At 62.1% G+C, this 19,218-nt stretch carries 20 protein-coding genes; 9 read left to right on the forward strand and 11 right to left on the reverse strand.

Features of this window, described 5'->3' with window-relative positions; translation table 11 throughout:
- Nucleotides 1-61 precede the first annotated feature (61 nt).
- The gene (gene tyrS, locus APH25_RS17840; RefSeq protein WP_060482844.1) at nt 62-1,261 is read right to left on the reverse strand and encodes a tyrosine--tRNA ligase; all 1,200 of its coding nucleotides are present in this window, start codon (nt 1,259-1,261) and stop codon (nt 62-64) included.
- Between the two features lie 210 nt (nt 1,262-1,471).
- Here tyrS and APH25_RS17845 point away from each other — a divergent pair, with 210 nt between their 5' ends.
- Nucleotides 1,472-2,893, forward strand: coding sequence for a peptidoglycan DD-metalloendopeptidase family protein (locus APH25_RS17845; protein ID WP_060482845.1), 1,422 nt, complete (start codon nt 1,472-1,474; stop codon nt 2,891-2,893).
- Nucleotides 2,894-2,897: 4 nt separating this feature from the next.
- Nucleotides 2,898-3,989, forward strand: coding sequence for an anhydro-N-acetylmuramic acid kinase (locus APH25_RS17850; protein ID WP_060482846.1), 1,092 nt, complete (start codon nt 2,898-2,900; stop codon nt 3,987-3,989).
- A gap of 60 nt (nt 3,990-4,049) precedes the next feature.
- On the opposite strand, the gene erpA is transcribed toward APH25_RS17850, so the two are convergent.
- Nucleotides 4,050-4,400 carry an iron-sulfur cluster insertion protein ErpA gene (erpA, locus tag APH25_RS17855; protein ID WP_028633511.1) on the reverse strand — a complete coding sequence of 117 codons (351 nt, stop codon included), beginning with the start codon at nt 4,398-4,400 and terminating at the stop codon, nt 4,050-4,052.
- 117 nt (nt 4,401-4,517) lie between these two features.
- Nucleotides 4,518-5,552 carry an N-acetyl-gamma-glutamyl-phosphate reductase gene (gene argC / locus APH25_RS17860; RefSeq protein ID WP_060482847.1) on the reverse strand — a complete coding sequence of 345 codons (1,035 nt, stop codon included), beginning with the start codon at nt 5,550-5,552 and terminating at the stop codon, nt 4,518-4,520.
- 143 nt (nt 5,553-5,695) lie between these two features.
- Between argC and hemJ the strand changes: the two genes are divergently transcribed.
- The 5 genes from hemJ to APH25_RS17885 all read left to right on the forward strand — a co-directional run bounded on the left by hemJ (nt 5,696) and on the right by APH25_RS17885 (nt 9,137).
- Nucleotides 5,696-6,121, forward strand: coding sequence for a protoporphyrinogen oxidase HemJ (gene hemJ, locus APH25_RS17865; protein WP_028633513.1), 426 nt, complete (start codon nt 5,696-5,698; stop codon nt 6,119-6,121).
- A 67-nt stretch (nt 6,122-6,188) separates the two neighbouring features.
- Nucleotides 6,189-6,971: an SDR family oxidoreductase gene (locus APH25_RS17870; protein ID WP_060482848.1), complete on the forward strand. Its 783-nt coding sequence runs from the start codon at nt 6,189-6,191 to the stop codon at nt 6,969-6,971.
- A gap of 64 nt (nt 6,972-7,035) precedes the next feature.
- Nucleotides 7,036-7,374, forward strand: coding sequence for a histidine triad nucleotide-binding protein (locus APH25_RS17875; protein WP_028633515.1), 339 nt, complete (start codon nt 7,036-7,038; stop codon nt 7,372-7,374).
- Between the two features lie 65 nt (nt 7,375-7,439).
- Nucleotides 7,440-8,087, forward strand: a complete 648-nt coding sequence (gene coq7, locus APH25_RS17880; protein ID WP_060482849.1) for a 2-polyprenyl-3-methyl-6-methoxy-1,4-benzoquinone monooxygenase — start codon at nt 7,440-7,442, stop codon at nt 8,085-8,087.
- 9 nt (nt 8,088-8,096) lie between these two features.
- Nucleotides 8,097-9,137 (forward strand): hypothetical protein, encoded by a 1,041-nt coding sequence (locus APH25_RS17885; RefSeq protein ID WP_060482850.1) that lies wholly within the window; start codon nt 8,097-8,099, stop codon nt 9,135-9,137.
- A 77-nt stretch (nt 9,138-9,214) separates the two neighbouring features.
- Here APH25_RS17885 and APH25_RS17890 read toward each other — a convergent pair whose 3' ends face one another.
- Entirely contained in the window at nt 9,215-9,637 is a 423-nt protein-coding gene (locus APH25_RS17890) for an OsmC family protein (RefSeq protein WP_060482851.1), read from the reverse strand.
- 189 nt (nt 9,638-9,826) lie between these two features.
- Here APH25_RS17890 and crp point away from each other — a divergent pair, with 189 nt between their 5' ends.
- Nucleotides 9,827-10,471, forward strand: coding sequence for a cAMP-activated global transcriptional regulator CRP (gene crp, locus APH25_RS17895; RefSeq protein WP_060482901.1), 645 nt, complete (start codon nt 9,827-9,829; stop codon nt 10,469-10,471).
- Here crp and APH25_RS17900 read toward each other — a convergent pair.
- From APH25_RS17900 to APH25_RS17915, 4 genes are all read right to left on the reverse strand, one after another.
- The gene (locus tag APH25_RS17900; protein WP_060482852.1) at nt 10,468-11,172 is read right to left on the reverse strand and encodes a lipoate--protein ligase family protein; all 705 of its coding nucleotides are present in this window, start codon (nt 11,170-11,172) and stop codon (nt 10,468-10,470) included. The two genes, crp and APH25_RS17900, sit on opposite strands and share 4 nt — an antisense overlap.
- Before the next feature lie 103 nt (nt 11,173-11,275).
- Nucleotides 11,276-12,109, reverse strand: a complete 834-nt coding sequence (gene trpC / locus APH25_RS17905) for an indole-3-glycerol phosphate synthase TrpC (RefSeq protein WP_060482853.1) — start codon at nt 12,107-12,109, stop codon at nt 11,276-11,278.
- On the reverse strand, nt 12,106-13,155 hold the full coding sequence (gene trpD, locus APH25_RS17910; RefSeq protein WP_028633521.1) for an anthranilate phosphoribosyltransferase: 1,050 nt from the start codon (nt 13,153-13,155) through the stop codon (nt 12,106-12,108). Before trpD ends, trpC begins: the two co-directional genes overlap by 4 nt.
- Nucleotides 13,156-13,164: 9 nt before the next feature.
- Nucleotides 13,165-13,758, reverse strand: a complete 594-nt coding sequence (locus tag APH25_RS17915; RefSeq protein WP_060482854.1) for an aminodeoxychorismate/anthranilate synthase component II — start codon at nt 13,756-13,758, stop codon at nt 13,165-13,167.
- Between the two features lie 366 nt (nt 13,759-14,124).
- Here APH25_RS17915 and estP point away from each other — a divergent pair, with 366 nt between their 5' ends.
- Nucleotides 14,125-16,005, forward strand: a complete 1,881-nt coding sequence (estP, locus tag APH25_RS17920; protein ID WP_060482855.1) for an esterase EstP — start codon at nt 14,125-14,127, stop codon at nt 16,003-16,005.
- A gap of 92 nt (nt 16,006-16,097) precedes the next feature.
- Here estP and trpE read toward each other — a convergent pair whose 3' ends face one another.
- From trpE to rpe, 3 genes are all read right to left on the reverse strand, one after another.
- A complete protein-coding gene (gene trpE / locus APH25_RS17925; protein WP_060482856.1) occupies nt 16,098-17,570 on the reverse strand; it encodes an anthranilate synthase component I in 1,473 nt (490 codons plus the stop codon).
- Nucleotides 17,571-17,639: 69 nt separating this feature from the next.
- The gene (locus tag APH25_RS17930; protein WP_060482857.1) at nt 17,640-18,458 is read right to left on the reverse strand and encodes a phosphoglycolate phosphatase; all 819 of its coding nucleotides are present in this window, start codon (nt 18,456-18,458) and stop codon (nt 17,640-17,642) included.
- Nucleotides 18,455-19,129, reverse strand: coding sequence for a ribulose-phosphate 3-epimerase (rpe, locus tag APH25_RS17935; protein ID WP_028633526.1), 675 nt, complete (start codon nt 19,127-19,129; stop codon nt 18,455-18,457). The genes APH25_RS17930 and rpe overlap by 4 nt, the downstream gene beginning before the upstream one ends.
- Between the last annotated feature and the right edge of the window lie 89 nt (nt 19,130-19,218).

Raw genomic sequence — 19,218 nt, forward strand, 5'->3', positions numbered from 1 at the left:
CAAACAGCGCCGCCACTGGCGGCGCATCGCGAGCTACGCTCGCTCCTACCTTAATAGGAGGTTACTCAGGCTTTAGGGTAACCCGGGCGAACGACTTCTTGCCGGCCTGGCACACATGGCTGGCACCCAGGGCAAACATGAAATCACGGTCGACAGCAGCGCCATCAACTTTTACCGCTCCCCCGGCCAGTAGGTCACGCGCCTGCGCCGAGTTCTTCACCAGGCCAGCGCGGTTCAGCACGGCAGCAATAGGCAGGCTTTCGACAGACACCACTTCAACCTCCGGCAGGTCTTCTGGAAGCTCGCCTTCCTTCATACGGTTACCCGCCGCACGGTGGGCATTGGCCGCTGCTTCCTCACCGTGGAAACGCGCAACGATCTCCTCGGCCAGCTTGATCTTGATGTCACGCGGGTTGGCACCCTTGGCCACATCAGCACGCAGCCCCTCGATCTCTTCCATCGAGCGGAAGCTCAGCAGTTCGAAATAGCGCCACATCAAGGTGTCAGGAATCGACACCAACTTGCTGTACATCACCCCTGGCGCTTCCTGGATACCCACATAATTGCCCAGCGACTTGGACATCTTCTTCACGCCGTCCAGCCCCTCGAGCAATGGCATGGTGACGATGTTCTGGGCCTCCTGGCCATAGGCACGCTGTAACTCGCGGCCCATCAGCAGGTTGAACTTCTGATCGGTACCGCCCAACTCGACGTCAGCCTTGAGCGCTACCGAGTCATAGCCCTGCACCAGCGGGTAAAGGAACTCATGGATGGCAATGGGCTGATTGGTGGTGTAGCGCTTGTCGAAGTCATCACGCTCGAGCATGCGCGCCACGGTGTACTGCGACGCCAAGCGAATGAAGTCTGCCGGTGACAGGGTGTCCATCCAGGTGGAGTTGAACGCGACCTCGGTCTTGGCCGGGTCGAGAATCTTGAACACCTGCTGTTTATAGGTTTCGGCGTTTTCCAGCACCTGCTCGCGGGTCAGGGGTGGGCGCGTGGCGCTCTTGCCGCTGGGGTCGCCGATCATGCCGGTGAAGTCACCAATGAGGAACACCACCTGATGGCCAAGGTCCTGGAACTGACGCAGCTTGTTGATCAGCACCGTGTGGCCGAGATGAAGATCGGGCGCCGTGGGATCGAAGCCTGCCTTGATGCGCAAGGGCTGACCGCGCTTGAGCTTCTCAACCAGTTCCGACTCGACCAGTACTTCTTCGGCACCGCGCTTGATAAGCGCCAGCTGCTCTTCAACCGACTTCATAGACAAACCCGCAAGGCTCAGATTCAGGGGGAGCCAACCATACAAGATCGGCTGTCAAATACAAGTTCACAAAGGGATGTGACCCGGACCCGGCGTCGCGACGTCTACGCGCCCTTGCGTGAAAATGCTTTTGGTTATATTTTATACAGTTATTTCATCTTCATCATGTCATTCATCTTTTCCATTTCACCTTTTCAAAGTCCTTAGCCCATGACCAACGAACCGCCTAAAGCGCCTCCGCTTTATCCGAAGACACATATTCTGGCCGCCAGTGGCATCGCGGCCTTGCTCAGCCTGGCCCTGCTGGTGTTCCCCTCCAGCGACGTAGAAGCCAAGAAAACCACCCTTAATCTGGAGCTGGAAAGCCCCGCCGAGCAGCTCAAGGACGAATCCCGCACTGCCCCGCTGGTGCAGGCCGAAGGTGAGCAAGGCTCGCCATTCGCCCAGATCGAAGAGCCGGCACCCAGCACACAGAATGCTGAGCAAAAAGCGACGGCGACCGAGCCCGCCGCACAGGCTGCCAAGGCACCTGGCCACCGCGAGGTGACCGTCGCCAGCGGTGACACCCTCTCTACCTTGTTCGCCAAGGTTGGCCTCCCTGCCAATGCCGTCCACGACATCCTGGCCAGCAGCAAGCAGGCCAAGCAGTTCAGCCAGCTTAAGCATGGCCAGGTACTGCAGTTCGAGCTGGACAAAGACGGCCAGCTCGCCAACCTGCACAGCAAAGTCAGCAGCCTTGAAACCATTCGCCTGACCAAGACCGACAAGGGCTACACGTTCAACCGAGAAATCAGCAAACCGGTCGTACGCACCGCTTACGCCCACGGCGTGATCAAAAGCTCCCTGTCGGCCTCTGCCCAACGCGCCGGGCTGTCCCACAGCCTGACCATGGACATGGCACGGGTGCTGGGCTACGACATCGACTTTGCCCAGGATATTCGCCAGGGCGATGAATTCGACGTGGTCTACGAGCAGAAGGTCATGGATGGCAAAGTGGTCGGCACCGGCAACATCCTGTCGGCGCGCTTTACCAACCGCGGCAAGACCTACACCGCTGTGCGCTACACCAACAAGCAGGGCAACACCACCTACTACACGGCCGATGGCAACAGCTTGCGCAAGGCGTTCATCCGTACCCCGGTAGACTTTGCCCGCATCAGCTCGCGTTTTTCTGCAGGCCGCAAGCACCCCATTCTGAACAAGATCCGTGCGCATAAAGGCGTCGACTATGCAGCCCCTCGCGGCACACCGATCAAGGCTGCAGGCGATGGCCGTATCGAACTCGCCGGGCGCCGCGGCGGTTACGGCAATACGGTCGTCATCCAGCACGGCAATCGCTACAAGACCCTTTACGGGCACATGCAAGGTTTCGCCAAGGGCATCAAGACCGGCGGCACTGTCAAGCAAGGCCAGATAATCGGGTATATCGGCACCACCGGCCTGTCCACTGGCCCTCACCTGCACTACGAGTTCCAGGTGAACGGTGTGCACGTCGACCCGCTGAGCCAGAAAGTGCCGATGGCCGACCCGATCGCCAAGAACGAGCGCCAGCGCTTCCTGCAGCAGAGCCAGCCCCTGATCGCGCGCATGGATCAGGAAAAGGCCACGCTGCTCGCTTCGAACAAGCGCTGACACCATGGCCCTCTACATTGGGGTAATGTCTGGCACCAGCCTCGACGGCCTGGACATTGCCTTGGTAGAACAAGGCGAGCAGCTTCAACTGCTCGCCACCCATTACCTGCCGATGCCCGACGACCTGCGCCAGGCGCTACTCAGCCTGTGCAGTAGCGGGCCCGACGAAATCGCTCGAGCCGCACTGGCGGAAAACCGCTGGGCCACCCTGGCCGGTGAAGGTGTTGCGCAGCTGCTGGCACGTCAGGGGCTACGCCCCGAGGATATCCGCGCCATCGGCAGCCATGGGCAGACCATTCGCCATGAACCTGCACGCGGGTTTACGGTGCAGATTGGCAACCCGGCGCTGCTGGCCGAGGTCACGGGCATCCGCGTTGTGGCCGATTTCAGGCGCCGCGATGTGGCTGCCGGAGGCCAGGGTGCGCCCCTGGTACCGGCCTTTCACGAAACCTTGTTCAGCCACATTGACCAGCGCCTGGCAATCCTCAACATCGGTGGGTTCAGCAACCTGAGCCTGATTGCACAAGGCACACCCGTACACGGCTTCGACTGTGGCCCCGGCAACGTGCTGCTGGATGCCTGGGTAGAGCGCAAGCGCGGCCAGGCCTACGATGCTGACGGCGCTTGGGCCGCAACCGGGAGGGTGCAACCTGCCCTGCTCGGCAAACTGCTGGCTGATCCGTTCTTTGCGGGGAGCGGCCCAAAAAGCACAGGCCGTGAGGTGTTCAACCTGCCCTGGCTGGACAGCCATCTGGCCACGCTGCCCGCTTACCGCGACGAAGACGTGCAGGCGACGCTGCTGGAACTGAGTGCGCGCAGCATCATCGACTCGCTGAACAATGCCCAACCGGGTACCCAGGCCCTGCTGGTATGTGGGGGCGGCGCCCGCAACGGCGCATTGATCGCTCGCCTGGCCCAGTTGCTGCCGCAGGCAAAGGTTGCAAGCACAGCCGCCTATGGCATCGACCCTGACTGGGTGGAGGCCATGGCGTTCGCCTGGCTGGCCCATTGCTGCCTCGAAGGGGTTGCGGCCAACCGCCCCAGTGTCACCGCTGCACGTGGGCTACGCATACTGGGCGCCATCTACCCTGCATAGCACCCTGCTGCAGATAGCAAAACGCCGCGCAATTGCGCGGCGTTTTTTTTGCAGCAAACTTCAGATCGAGAAGGAAGAGCCACAGCCGCAGGTGGTGGCGGCATTCGGGTTCTTGATCACGAACCGCGAACCTTCCAGGCCTTCCTGGTAGTCCACTTCGGCACCCGCCAGGTACTGGAAGCTCATCGGGTCAACCACCAGCGACACCCCTTCGCGCTCGACGATGGTGTCATCTTCGGCGACATCTTCATCGAAGGTGAAACCGTACTGGAAGCCCGAGCAGCCGCCACCGGTGACGAATACACGCAACTTCAGGCGGTCATTGCCTTCCTCGGAAACCAGTGTCTTCACCTTTTGCGCAGCGCCGTGGGTAAATTCCAAAGCCGTGGGGGTGAAGGTTTCGACGCTCATGTTGATTCTCCCGGCGTGGTAGCCGCCATAAAACTCGATGGCGGCTATTATCCGCTTTCCCGAGAAAATCGGTCAACAATAGCAAGCGTCACCCTGCCGCTTGCCATTCATCACCTGTCAGGGCAACAGGCCGGCATGGCCAAGGCCCATACGCTCGTCCAGGCCGAACAGGATGTTGAGGTTCTGCACCGCCTGGCCGGAAGCACCTTTGACCAGGTTGTCGATGACCGACAGCACCACCACCAGGTCGCCACCTTGCGGGCGGTGAACGGCGATGCGGCAAACGTTCGCACCGCGCACGCTGCGGGTTTCCGGGTGGCTGCCAGCAGGCATCACGTCGACGAACGGTTCGTTGGCGTAGCGCTTCTCGAACAGTGCCTGCAGGTCTACCGACTTGTCGGCAACCGTAGCGTACAGGGTGGCGTGGATGCCGCGGATCATCGGCGTCAGGTGGGGCACGAAGGTCAGGCCGATGTCCTTGCCCGCAGCCAGGCGCAAGCCCTGGCTGATTTCTGGAAGATGGCGATGGCCCTTGACCGCATAGGCTTTCATGCTCTCACCAGCCTCGCAGAACAAAGAGCCCACGGCCGCGCCACGGCCCGCGCCACTGACACCGGACTTGCAGTCGGCAATCAGGCGGGTCTCATCAGCCAGCCCCGCCTCCAGCAAAGGCAAGAAACCCAGCTGGGTAGCGGTAGGGTAGCAGCCCGGTACCGCAATAAGGCGTGCCTGGCGAATCTTGTCGCGGTTCACCTCAGGCAAACCGTACACCGCATCTGCCAGCAACTCCGGGGCGCCGTGGGGCTGGCCATACCATTTGCCCCATTCTTCAGCGTCCTGCAGGCGGAAGTCTGCCGAAAGATCGATCACCTTGGTGCCGGCAGCCAGCAGTTCACCCGCCAAGGCATGGGCCACACCGTGTGGCGTAGCGAAGAACACCACATCGCAGGCACCCAGTGCCTTGCTGTCAGGCACGCTGAATGCCAGCCCGTCGTAATGACCGCGCAGGTTCGGGTACATGTCCGCCACTGGCAAGCCTGCCTCGGAGCGCGAAGTGATGATCGCCACTTCCGCCTGTGGGTGCTGTGCCAGCAGGCGCAACAGTTCGACGCCGGTGTAACCCGTGCCGCCGACGATACCGACCTTGATCATAACGCTTGCCCCTTATCAACGAGTCGCCTGGAAAAGTCACGATGATAGGGGCGCGATGCGTCTGTAACAACTCTTCGGGTGCCCCTGATGACACTTGGGCACTACTATCTGACGACCGTGAATACCCTGAAGGAACCACCTCGATGCTCTATCTATGGATCAAAGCGCTGCATATCGTCAGCGTGGTCTGCTGGTTTGCCGGCCTGTTCTACTTGCCACGGCTGTTCGTGTACCACGCCCAAAGCCAGGACAGCGTCAGCCAGGACCGTTTCGTGACCATGGAACGCAAGCTGTACCGCGGCATCATGAACCCGGCGATGATCGCCACCTACGTGTTCGGCATCTGGATGCTCTACCTCACGCCGGGCTGGCTCAGCCAAGGCTGGCTGCACGCCAAGCTGACACTGGTAATCCTGCTGACCGGCTACCATCACATGTGCGGCGCCCAGCGCAAACGCTTTGCCAGCGGCAGCAACACCCGCAGCCATGTGTACTATCGCTGGTTCAACGAAGTGCCCGTGCTGTTCTTGTTGGCTATCGTGATCCTGGTGGTGGTCAAGCCCTTCTGACGCAAAACGCAACGCCAGGCACCACAAGCTGTACACTACGCGCCCTCTTCAGCCCCAGGAGCCTTGCATGACCCGTTACGCCATGATCACCGGTGCTTCCAGCGGCCTGGGCCTGGCCCTGGCGGAAGCCCTGGCAAGGCGTGGGCGCAACTTGATCCTGGTGGCCCGCCACCGTGAAACGCTGGAGCCGGTGGCTATCGAGCTGACCCAGCGCTTTGGCGTTGAAGTGCTGTTGCGCGCCTGTGACCTCAGCCAGCCCCTGCGCCTGTCGGGCTTCGTGCTGGAGCTGGAAGAAGGCGAGCGACGCATCGACCTGCTGGTCAACTGCGCCGGCCAACGCACCTACGGGCCGTTCCTGGCCCACGAGTGGGCAGACGAGCAGGACCTGCTGGAAGTCAACGTTCTGGCCCTGAGCCGCCTGTGCCACGCCATTGGCAACCTGATGGCGGTACAGGGCGGTGGCCAGATCCTCAACGTGGCCGGCCTAGCGGGTGTTGCGCCCGGCCCCTGGCTTGCTGCCTATGCTGCCAGCAAGGCGTATGTCATGAGCTTTACACTGGCCCTGCGCGAAGAACTCGGGCGCACCGGCATCAAGGTTTCGGTGCTCTGCCCAGGCCCGGTGCGCTCATCACGCCGGCGCATACCCCGCCTGGATGGCAAGGCCAGGTGCATCAGCCCTGAGGAACTGGCGCTGTACACCGTGCGTGCGCTGGACAAGAACCGCGCAGTGATCATGCCGGGCAGGCGCAACCGTTGGCTGGCATTCGCCCCTCGCCTGCTGCCGGGCTGGCTGGTGCGCAAGCTGGCCGGGGTCATCCACAGGCGCTATTGCCCGGCTGGCATGGAATAGCCACTGGGCGAGCGGCGCACGGCTGAGTACACTCGGGCCGGACCTTCACCATGGAGCAAGTGCTGTGGACGATTTATTCATCAAGATCATCAACCGGGAAATCCCGGCAAAGATCATCTACGAGGACGACCAGGTTCTGGCGTTCCACGACATCGCCCCCCAGGCGCCGGTGCACTTTCTGGTCATTCCGAAAAAGCACATCCGCACCCTCAACGACCTGACCGAGCAAGACAAGGGCCTGGCTGGCCACATCCTGTTCACCGCCCAGCGTCTGGCCAAGGAGCTAGGCTGCGAAGAGGGTTTCCGGGTGGTCATGAACTGCAATGAGCAGGGCGGCCAGACGGTGTACCACATCCACATGCACGTGCTTGGCCAGCGCCAGATGAACTGGCCGCCGGGCTGATCCACGGCAAGCGACCCTGATGCTATTGGGGTAAACTGTCGGGCACATTCTTGCGGAGGTGCCCGATGGCTACCGAACGTCACTATTCCCCGCTCGACCGCTTGTTGCTGCAGGCCGATACCGCCATGCGCACCTTGCTGCCCTTCAGCGGCCAGCCGTCCCGGCCTTCACCGGCCATCATCCAGCCCGACGTCGACCTCGATGCCCAACAGGCGCGCCATGTTGCCGGGCTGATGCGCATCAACCACACCGGTGAAGTCTGTGCTCAGGCGCTGTACCAGGGCCAGGCCCTGACGGCGAAACTGCCTGAAGTGCGCAAGGCCATGGAACACGCTGCAGAAGAAGAAATCGACCACCTGGTCTGGTGCGAGCAGCGCATTCGCCAACTCAACAGCCACCCCAGCGTGCTCAACCCTCTTTTCTATGGCATGTCGTTCGGCATTGGCGCACTTGCCGGGCTGGTCAGCGACAAGGTCAGCCTGGGCTTCGTCGCCGCCACCGAGCACCAAGTGTGCAAACACCTCGACCATCATCTCCAGCAGATCCCTGCCGATGACCAGAAATCCCGGGCGATTCTCGAGCAGATGCGCATCGACGAGGAACAGCACGCCGAAACCGCCCTTGAGGCGGGCGGCTACCGCTTCCCGGCGCCCGTACGCTTTGGCATGAGCCTGCTGGCCAAGGTCATGACCAAGAGCACCTACCGTATCTAAAGGGCAGGTATGACCGAACGCTTCCAAGCAACGGACCTGGCACGTGCGGTTGAGGCCGGGGTTCTGCAACCCGGCCAAGACCGGGCGCTGCTGGCGTTTCTGCGCCAGCAGCCGGCCGCTACCGGCAACCTGCAACTGGCGCACACGGCGTTCTACTTCGGTGCCCTGTTGATCATGGCGGCCATGGGCTGGCTGCTGAATGAGGCCTGGTTGCGCGTGGGTGACGGCGCGTTGTTGCTGGTCGCCAGCCTCTACATCTTGTTCATTACCCTGTTTGCACTCAGGCTGCAGCGGCGGGCACAACCGGTGGCGGCCGGCGTACTGGCAGCCGTGGCGGTCAGCATCGTGCCCCTGGCGGTTTTTGCCGTCGAACGCCTTCTGGGCTGGTGGCCACTGGAAGACACCCAAAGCAACTATCACCAGTACTACACCCATGTTCAGAGTGGCTGGCTGTTGATGGAAGCTGCAACCATCCTGGCCGGGCTGCTGATGCTGCGGCTTGTGCCCTACCCTTTCATCGTGATGCCGATTGCCGTGGCGCTGTGGTTCATGTCGATGGACTTGAGCGAGTGGTTCTTCGGCTCGCCGTTCACCTGGGAGCAGCGTCGTGAAGTGTCACTGTGGTTCGGGTTGGCGACCTTACTGGTGTTTCTGGTGGTAGACGGCCGCACCCGCCAGGATTATGCCCACTGGGGTTATCTGGCGGGCCTCGCCGCGTTCTGGGGAGGGCTGACGCTGGTGGATAACGGCAGCGAATTAGGCAAGGCCCTGTATTGCCTGATCAACCTCGTACTGATCGCCATGGCCGTGCTGCTGCGCCGGCCGGTATTCATGGTGTTCGGCGCGCTGGGCGTGGCGACTTACCTGGGGTATCTGGCTTACGAGGTATTCGCCGACTCGTTGCTCTTCCCGGTCGTACTGACCTTGATCGGGCTGGGGGTGATCGGCCTGGGGTTGTTTTACCAGAAGCGGCGTGAGCGGTTGAGCCAGTGGATGCGGGGAAGGTTGCCGGGGTGGGTACAGGTGGCCCTGCCAGCGCTGCGCAGCTGATGGCACGGGTCACCCCGCCAAATCAAGCCGTCACGTACAGTTCTGCCAGAGCCGGCGATGTAACCCAAAAACCTGCTTCAACCGAGCTCTACAATTTCGTAGCCATGGGTAATCTCGACCCCGGCACGCTCGAGCATGATCGATGCAGAGCAATACTTCTCAGCGGACAACTCGACCGCCCGTTTAACCTGGGCTTCCTTCAGCCCGCGGCCTTTGACCACGAAGTTCATGTGGATCTTGGTAAAGACTTTCGGGTCTTCGCTGGCACGGTCGGCCTCAAGGAACGCTTCGCAGCTTTCCACTGCCTGACGCGACTTCTTGAGGATGCTGACCACATCGAAGCTGCTGCAGCCGCCCAGGCCCAGCAGCAGCATTTCCATCGGCCGCACACCCAGGTTGCGACCACCCGCCTCGGGCGGGCCGTCCATCACCACGACGTGGCCGCTTCCCGATTCGCCGAGGAACATTGCCTCACCGGCCCACTGGATACGTGCCTTCATCTGCCTGGACTCCTGAATTCAAAAAAGGGTGTCAGCTTAGACCTTGTGCAGCCGCGGGAAAAGTACATGAAGCACCGGTTTAATACCGAAACATTTTGTAAGCGTCTGATAAGCTGGCGCCAAATGACTGGCGCCTTCGCCGGCTTGCTGTTGTAAAAGCCTATGGGTCGTATCGAACAGGATTTCGTGATGGTTGCTTCTGCCACACCCCCCAAGCTCAAGAACATCGACAGGCTGCTGGCGCACTGTCAGCGCCGCCACTACGCCGCCAAGAGCAACATCATGTGCGCCGGTGATCGAGCAGAGACGCTGTCGTTCATCATCAAGGGTTCGGTCACCATCCTCATCGAAGACGACGAAGGCCACGAAATGATCATCGCCTACCTGAACAGTGGCGACTTTTTCGGTGAGCTGGGCTTGTTTGAACCCGGGGGAGCCGAACAACACCGCAGTGCCTGGGTCAGGGCCAAAACCGAGTGTGAGGTGGCAGAGATCACCTATGGCAAGTTCCGCGAACTGGCACGCCAGGACCCGGACATGCTCTACGCCCTTGGCAGCCAGATGGCCCAGCGCCTGCGTAACACCACGCGCAAGGTAGGCGACCTGGCCTTTTTCGACGTCACTGGCCGGGTTGCCCGCTGCCTGCTTGAGCTGTGCAAGCAACCCGACGCCATGACCCACCCCGACGGCATGCAGATCAAGATCACCCGTCAGGAGATCGGCCGCATCGTGGGGTGCTCAAGGGAAATGGTCGGCCGCGTCCTGAAAGACCTCGAAGAGCGCAGCCTGGTACAGGTCAAGGGCAAGACCATGGTGGTGCACGGAACCCGCTAGGTTTTGGGGACATCGGCCAGCACCCTGGCGTACGCCTGGGACAGCCGTGCGAACCACGGCGCTTCGGGCGCCACTTCATGCAGCGCAATATGCGCATCGGCACGGCAGCGCTGTTCAAGCTCACAGCACTGGTTGAACCGGTTGACGGCAGCCACCATTGATTCGCGCTCGTTGTCCAGCAGCAACGCCCCGTGCACCAGCACCACCGGGCGCTTGCCCGCCAGGCTCTGCCGCCAGCGCTGACCGGTACCGACCAGCTTGCGGCCGTTGAGGTTGACGTTGTAACGGCCGTCGCAGAACGCGCCTTCAATTTCCCCCACCGAGGCCACACCGCCCCACTCACGCAGCACGTCGCACAATGGCAGGCATAGACGCTGATAGGCGTTTTCGATGCGGCCGTGGTCGCCTTCACTACGAGGAGCGGGGTAAACCAGCGCGATGTTCACAGTGGAATGCGATTGAGGCACTGGCTCACCGCCGGTCTCACGCAGCAGCACCGGCCAGCCGCCAATCGCCAGTTCTGCGCAGGCGGCCTCGAAGTGTTGCAGCCGGCTCATACGACGGGGCATGACCAGCGCATGGTCCGTCGGGCGCCAGAACAGCACGCCACTTTCCCGTTCGCCGCGGCACACTGCACCCAGCAGTTCCTGCTCGGCGTGCAGGCCTTGTTCCACAGTCAGGGCAAGGGGTTGATCGGTCATTGATCCACCTATGATCGTTTCTTCGCTGCTTTCAAGGCCTGCCCCGGAAGCGGCAATGGCAGGGCCTGTAAAAAAGCCGGCAGTTACGCCGGCTTGTTTTTGCTCAGTCCAGTTGCTGAACGGTTTTCTTCACCTGTTCGGGGAAGAACAGACGCTGCAGCTCAAGGCCCGGCTGCTCGGCCCGCATGAACGCCTCGCCCACCAGGAACGAGTGGACGTCGTTGATTTCCATCAGCTCGACGTCGGCACGGTTGAGGATACCGCTCTCGGTGATGGCCAGGCGGTCGCGAGGAATACGCGGCAGCAGATCCAGGGTGGTCTCCAGGCTGACCTCGAAGGTGTGCAGGTTACGGTTGTTCACCCCTACCAGCGGTGTGTCCAGGGTCTTCAGGGCACGCTCCAGCTCATCGCCGTCATGCACCTCCACCAGTACATCCAGCCCGACATCTTTGGCCGTGGCGGCAAGCTCAGCCATTTTCACATCGTCGAGCGCAGACACGATCAGCAACACACAGTCGGCGCCCAAGGCACGGGCCTCGACGATCTGGTACGGGTCGACCATGAAGTCCTTGCGGATAACCGGTAGCGACACGGCGGCGCGAGCTTGCTGCAGGTACTCATCGGCGCCCTGGAAGTAATCCACATCGGTCAGCACCGACAGGCAGGTGGCACCACCCTTCTCGTAGCTGACCGCAATCTCGGACGGCACGAATACCTCACGGATCACGCCTTTGCTGGGCGAGGCTTTCTTGATCTCGGCAATCACCGCCGGCTGCTTGCGCTTGGCCTGTTCGATCATGGCATTGGCAAAACCGCGGGGGGCATCTGCTGACTTGGCCAGCACGTCCAGCTCGGCAAGGCTCACCCGAGCCCGGCGTTCTGCCACCTCCTGAAACTTGCGGGCGATGATCCGTTCCAGCACCGTTGGCACACTCATGCTTCGTTCTCCACCTTGAATACCGCCGTAAAGGCGCCCAGCTCCTGCATTTTCTCCCAGGCCAGCCCCGTGTGCAGTACATCGCTGGCCAGCTCCACGCCAGCCTTCAGGCTCATGGCATGGTCGGCTGCATAGAGCGCCGCACCTGCGTTGAGAACGATCATTTCTGCGGCCTTCTGGCCGTTCTCGGTCTTGCGCCTGCCGAGGGCGTCACGAATGAGCGCCAGCGAAGCCTGCGGGTTTTCTACGGCGAGGCCATGCAGACTCTGGCTCTTCATGCCGAGGTCTTCAGGCTCCACCCAGTACTCGGTGATTTCGCCGTTTTTCAGTTCCGCCACGAACGTGGGTGCGGCCAGGCTGAACTCGTCCAGGCCGTCCTTGGAATGCACCACCAGTACATGCTTGCTGCCCAGGCGGTGCAGCACTTCAGCCAGCGGGCGGCACAGCGCCTGGGTGAACACCCCGACTACCTGGTGCTTCACGCCGGCCGGATTCGTAAGCGGGCCGAGCATGTTGAACAAGGTGCGCAGCCCCAGATCGCGGCGCGGGCCAGCGGCATGCTTCATGGCGGTATGATGGCTTTGCGCGAACATGAAGCCGATGCCCAGGCTGTCGATGCAACGGGCAACCTGCACAGGCGTCAGGTTCAGGTAGATGCCCGCAGCCTCCAGCAAGTCGGCACTGCCGCTTTTACCCGAAACGGCCCGGTTGCCATGCTTGGCCACCGTGCACCCCGCCGCCGCCAGCACGAACGACGAAGCGGTGGAAACGTTGAAAATGTTGGCACCATCACCGCCTGTGCCAACAATATCCACCACGCCATCAAGATTCTGCAGTTCGACCTTGTCCGCCAGTTCGCGCATGACGGAAACGGCGCCGACGATTTCATCGATGCTCTCGCTCTTCATGCGCATGCCCATCAGGAAGGCGCCAATTTGCGCCTCGCTGCACTGCCCGGTCATGATTTCGCGCATGACACTGCGCATTTCTTCGGTGGTCAGGTCCAGGTGGCCGACGATACGGCTCAACGCGCTCTTGATATCCATATTCGATCCTTAGCGGTGGCCGCCAGTCTGCTTGAGGAAGTTGGCGAACAGCTCGTGCCCTTGTTCGGTCAGTATCGACTCAGGGTGGAACTGCACCCCTTCAACATTCAGCGTCTTGTGGCGCAGCCCCATGATTTCATCCACCGAGCCGTCTTCAAGGGCGGTCCAGGCGGTGACTTCCAGGCAGTCTGGCAGGGTGTCGCGCTTGACCACCAGCGAATGGTAGCGGGTCACGGTCAACGGGTTGTTGAGGCCGGCAAACACACCGAGGTCACGGTGGTAGACCGGGCTAGTCTTGCCATGCATCACCTGGCGCGCGCGCACCACATCACCACCGTAGGCCTGGCCAATAGACTGGTGGCCCAGGCACACACCCAGAATCGGCAGCTTGCCGGCAAAATGCAGAATGGCCTGGATGGAGACACCGGCCTCGCTCGGCGTGCAAGGGCCGGGGGATACGACGATGCGCTCAGGCTGCAGGGCTTCGATCTGGGCGATGGTCAGCTCGTCATTGCGAATGACCTTGACCTCGGCACCCAGCTCGCCAAGGTACTGCACGACGTTGTAAGTGAATGAGTCGTAATTGTCGATCATCAGTAACATCGGGTTAAACCTCTTGAATCTACTGACTTCATAATTCGAACCTTCCCACACCTGTCGCAGGCGCGGCTTCGCCACAAAGGGCTGATACAGGAAGGCAAACAGGGACGGGCCGGGCAGGCCGGCAGGGGATAAAGTCAGGCGCGCCAACGCCAACGGGCGTGGGCCTTGATTACGCGCATCAAGAGTTTGCTGACGATCAACACAGGGTAGGTCTCGCTCATACGTTCGGGCACAGTAGCCTACCGGGGCGGCGGGCGCAATACGCCCGTAAACACTGGGAAACGAATGGACTTCGGAGCGATGCCCGCCGATTTGCTAAGGTCGATGGGGCTCCCCTGATAAAAACAAAGAAAAGGATGTTCCCTGATGCGAAAACCCGCACTGCTGCGCCTCACCCTCAGCACCTTGGCCCTGGCCTGCAGCCAAGCATTCGCCGGCCCCTCGCCCTACTCCAACCTGATCGTGTTCGGCGACAGCCTCAGCGATGCCGGGCAGTTTGGCGGCATGCGCTTCACCAACCGTGACGCCAACGGCAACTACGCACCCGTGTCGCCGATGATCCTGGGCGCACACCTTGGCGTGAACCCGGCAGCCCTTGGCCCTTCCACCTCCCCGCTCAACCAGGCCGTAGGCCTGCCTGACGGAAACAACTGGGCGGTAGGCGGTTACACCACGCGGCAAATTCTAGAGTCCATCACCACCACCTCGCAGACGGTGATCCCGCCAGGGCGCCCAGGGGCCGGTCAGTTGCTGAGGGAAAAACCGGGTTACCTGGCCAACGGCCTGCGCGCGGCCCCCAACGCACTGTATTACCTCACCGGCGGAGGCAACGACTTCCTGCAGGGGTTGGTCAACGGCCCTGCTGATGCCATGGCAGCCGGCGCCCGGCTGGCCGCCAGCGCCCAGGCCCTGCAGCAGGGGGGCGCGCGCTATATCATGGTCTGGCTGCTGCCTGATCTAGGCCAAACCCCCAACTTCAGCGGTACGCCGCAACAAAACCCGCTGTCCCAGCTGTCTGGCGCGTTCAACCAGTCGCTGCTCAGCCAGCTCAGGCAGGTGGACGCGCAAGTCATTCCCTTGAACATTCCGGGGCTGCTGAGCGAAGCCCTGGCCAACCCCAACGCGTTCGGGCTGGCCAGCGACCAGAACCTGGTCGGCACCTGCTACAGCGGCGAAGGTTGCGCAGGCAACCCCGTGTACGGCCTCAATGGCACAACACCCGACCCGAGCAAATTGCTGTTCAACGATGCGGTACACCCCACCATCGCCGGCCAGCGACTGATTGCCGATTACGCCTACTCCCTCATCGCCGCCCCGTGGGAGATCACCCTGCTGCCCGAGATGGCCCACGCCAGCGTGCGTGCGCATCAGGATGAACTACGCAACCAGTGGCAGGCGCCCTGGCAGGCCGTTGGCACGTGGCAACCCTTTGTTGCCACAGGTGCCCAGGACCTGGATTTCGGTGGCCAACCTGGCGCCGCCAGCGGTGATGGCCGTGGCTACAACCTGACCGTGGGCGCCAGCTACCGGCTCGACGATGCCTGGCGCCTTGGCCTGGCCGGTGGCGCCTACCGCCAGAAGCTGGAAGCGGGGGCACAGGACTCTGACTACACGCTGGACAGCTACCTGGCCAGCGCATTCGCCCAGTACCGCCAACACCGCTGGTGGGCAGACGCTGCATTGACTGCCGGCCACCTGAACTACGGCGACCTCAAGCGGACCTTCGCCCTGGGTACCCATAACCGCAGCGAAAAGGGCAACACCGATGGCGAGACCTGGGCCGTGTCTGGCCGCGTCGGGTACAACCTGGCGCCAGACAGCAGCCGCTGGCAACTGGCACCGTTCGTCAGCGCCGACTATGCACGGGTAAAGGTGGACGGCTACGACGAGAAGAGCGGTCGCTCAACGGCGCTGGCCTTCGATGACCAGGACCGTACATCACGGCGCCTGGGCATCGGTTTGCAGGGCAGCCTGCAGGTAATGCCGGCAACGCGGTTGTTTGGCGAGGTGGCGCAGGAGCACGAATTCGAAGATGACCAGCAAGACGTGACGCTGCACCTGACGGGGCTGCCTGCCAACCACTTCACCTTGGCTGGGTATACCCCAGCCAGCAACCTGACCCGGGTTGGCCTGGGTGTCAGCCATGAAATCGTGGCAGGCGTGCACCTGCGAGGCAGCTATAACTGGCGCAAAAGCGACGAGCAGAAACAGCAGGGGCTAAGCCTGGGCGTTTCTGTCGACTTCTAACGTAGTCGCGAACGTAGCCTGCGATCTGCCTCGCGTGAGCATCAGAAGGCAGATCGCGAGCTTTGCCCGCGCCTACCGGGCCGAGCTTGTGGTCAGTTTTGCTCGGCCAGTGCGACGGCGCGGAACATCGCCCGGCGCTTGTTGATGGTTTCTTCCCACTCCAGTGCCGGCACCGAGTCGGCAACGATGCCACCGCCCGCCTGCACATGCAGTTCGCCGTCCTTGATCACCGCCGTACGAATGGCAATGGCGGTGTCCATGTTGCCGTTCCAGGCGAAATAACCGACTGCGCCGCCATAAACGCCACGCTTGACCGGCTCCAGCTCATCGATGATTTCCATCGCCCGGATTTTCGGGGCCCCCGACAGGGTGCCTGCCGGCAAAATCGCCCGCAGCGCGTCCATGGCAGTGAGGCCTTCGCGCAACTGGCCGGTGACGTTGGAAACAATGTGCATCACGTTGGAGTAGCGCTCGATCACCATCTTCTCGGTCAGGCGCACGCTGCCGGTGGCGGCCACGCGGCCCACGTCATTGCGGCCCAGGTCGATCAGCATCAGGTGCTCGGCGATTTCCTTGTCGTCCGACAGCAGGTCATCTTCCAGCGCCCGGTCCGCATCTTCGGTTGCGCCACGCGGGCGGGTGCCGGCGATGGGGCGCACGGTAACCAGGTTGTCCTCGACCCGCACCAGCACTTCCGGCGAGCTGCCCACCACGTGGAAGTCACCGAAGTTGAAGAAGTACATGTAAGGCGTTGGGTTGAAGCAGCGCAGCGCGCGGTACAGGTCGATGGGCGCTGCCTTGAAGTCGATCGACATACGCTGGGAGGGCACGACCTGCATGCAGTCGCCGGCCAGGATGTACTCCTTGATGCGCCCGACAGCGTTTTCGTAATCCTCCCGGGTGTAGCTGGAGCGGAACTCGGGCTCCGCCGCCGGCGGGCCGCTCAAGTCCAGGCCACGGCGCGGGGTGATGGGCTGGCGCAAGGTTTCGAGCAAGCCCTGCAAGCGGGCATTGCCCTGTTCGAAGGCGTGTTCATCGGCCGGGTCGACCAGCACGATGGCGTGCATCTTGCCGGCCAGGTTGTCGAACACCACCACCGCATCAGACACCATCAGCAGAATATCCGGCACCGCCAGCGGGTCCGGGTTGGGGCTTGCACCCAGGCGTGTTTCCACATAGCGCACGCAGTCGTAACCGAAGTAACCCACCAGGCCGCCATTGAAGCGCGGCAACCCCGGAATGTCGGCCACCTTGTACCGGTCCTTGAATGCCTCGACGAAGGCCAGCGGGTCCTCGACATCATGGCTTTCGACCTCAACGCCGTCCTGCAGGATGCTGACGTGATAACCGTGCACCCGCATCACTGTGCGCGAAGGCAGGCCGATCATGGAGTAACGGCCCCACTTCTCGCCGCCCTGCACGGACTCAAGCAGGTAGGAGTTAGGCTGATCAGCCAGCTTGAGGTAGATCGACAACGGCGTGTCGAAGTCGGCCAGGGTCTCGCAGGCCAGGGGGATGCGGTTATAGCCGGCTGCAGCCAGGCGCAGGAATTCTTCGCGGGTCATGAGTAGCCTCGTGGCATAAAGCTTATGGTCGGGCAAACGGATGGGCCGGCACGCGCCGGCAGGCAGAAGTCAGGCGCGCCAACGCCAGCGGGCCAGGGCCTTGATGACTTTCATCCAGAATTTGCCGGTAACCGCCACGGGGGACTCTCTGTCGTGTGAGGCTTGAAGGTCCGCCAACGTTATCCCAGTGGCAGGGTCTACGCAACCGGGCAGCAGTGCGCGCAGGTCATCGATCACCAGGCTGGGGGACTCTTCACCGATCGGCCGCCCATGGTTGTAGCCATAGGTAAGGCCCACACTCTGCACGCCAGCGGCCTTGGCCGCCTGCACGTCGCTGCGCGAGTCGCCAACAAACAACGACTGTTGCGCGGTCACGCCCGCCATCTGCATGACAAACAGCAGCGCCGCTGGGTCGGGCTTCTTCTGCGGCAGAGTGTCGCCACCGATGATCCAGCGGAAGTAGCTGCCGATCTTCATCTGGTCCAGCAGCGGCCCGACAAAACGCTCGGGCTTGTTGGTGATCAGCGCCATCTCCACACCGCGCTTGCTCAACCAGCGCAGGGTGTCTTTTACGCCCGGGTATACCTGCGTCAGCGCATGGCTGTCGGCGTAGGCCTCCATGAACAACGCCAGGGCGCGTTCGGCCAGTGCATCATCTACCGAAGCATGATCGATGCCACCGGCCAAGGCGCGGCGCACCAGCACCTGTGCACCGTTGCCCACCCACTGGCGCACGGCAGCAAGGCCGGCCGGGGGGCGGCCGAGTTCGAGCAGCATGCGGTCGACAGCGGCCGCCAGGTCTGGCACGGAATCGATCAGGGTACCGTCCAGATCGAACATCACCAGCCTGGGCAGCGTCCCCGGGAACAGCTGCTCGAAGCCGCTCATGGGCGGGCCTGAGCCAGTTCGCTGCGCATCTGCGCGATCACTTGTGCGTAGTCCGGGGCATTGAAAATGGCAGAACCGGCGACGAAGGTATCGGCACCTGCTGCAGCGATTTCACGGATGTTGCCCACATTGACCCCGCCGTCGATTTCCAGACGGATATCACGGCCGCTGGCGTCGATCAGTGCACGGGCTTCACGCAGTTTGTCGAGGGTGCCCGGGATGAACTTCTGCCCGCCAAAACCCGGGTTGACGCTCATCAGCAGCACCATGTCGACCTTGTCCATCACATACTTCAAGGCATCCAGGCTGGTGGCCGGGTTGAACACCAGGCCGGCCTTGCAGCCGCCATCCTTGATCAGTTGCAAAGAGCGGTCGATGTGCTGCGAGGCTTCCGGGTGGAAGGTGATGTAGCTGGCGCCGGCCTCGATGAAGTCGCCGATGATACGGTCGACCGGGCTGACCATCAGGTGCACGTCGATGGGCGCGGTGACGCCATACTTGCGCAGGGCGGTACACACCATCGGGCCGATGGTCAGGTTGGGGACATAGTGGTTGTCCATGACATCGAAGTGGACGATGTCTGCACCCGCAGCCAGAACCTTGTCGACATCCTCGCCCAGACGGGCGAAATCGGCAGAAAGAATGGAGGGGGCAATAGCGTAGGGCTGCATGGCGCACCTGTTGGCAGAATCACGGTGGCGCGCATTGTAACCCAGGCAAGCGAATGAGGGCTGACTGGTATCAATCGCGATGCGCCACA

It is taken from the genome of Pseudomonas sp. NBRC 111119 (genome assembly GCF_001320125.1).
Lineage (GTDB): Bacteria > Pseudomonadota > Gammaproteobacteria > Pseudomonadales > Pseudomonadaceae > Aquipseudomonas > Aquipseudomonas parafulva.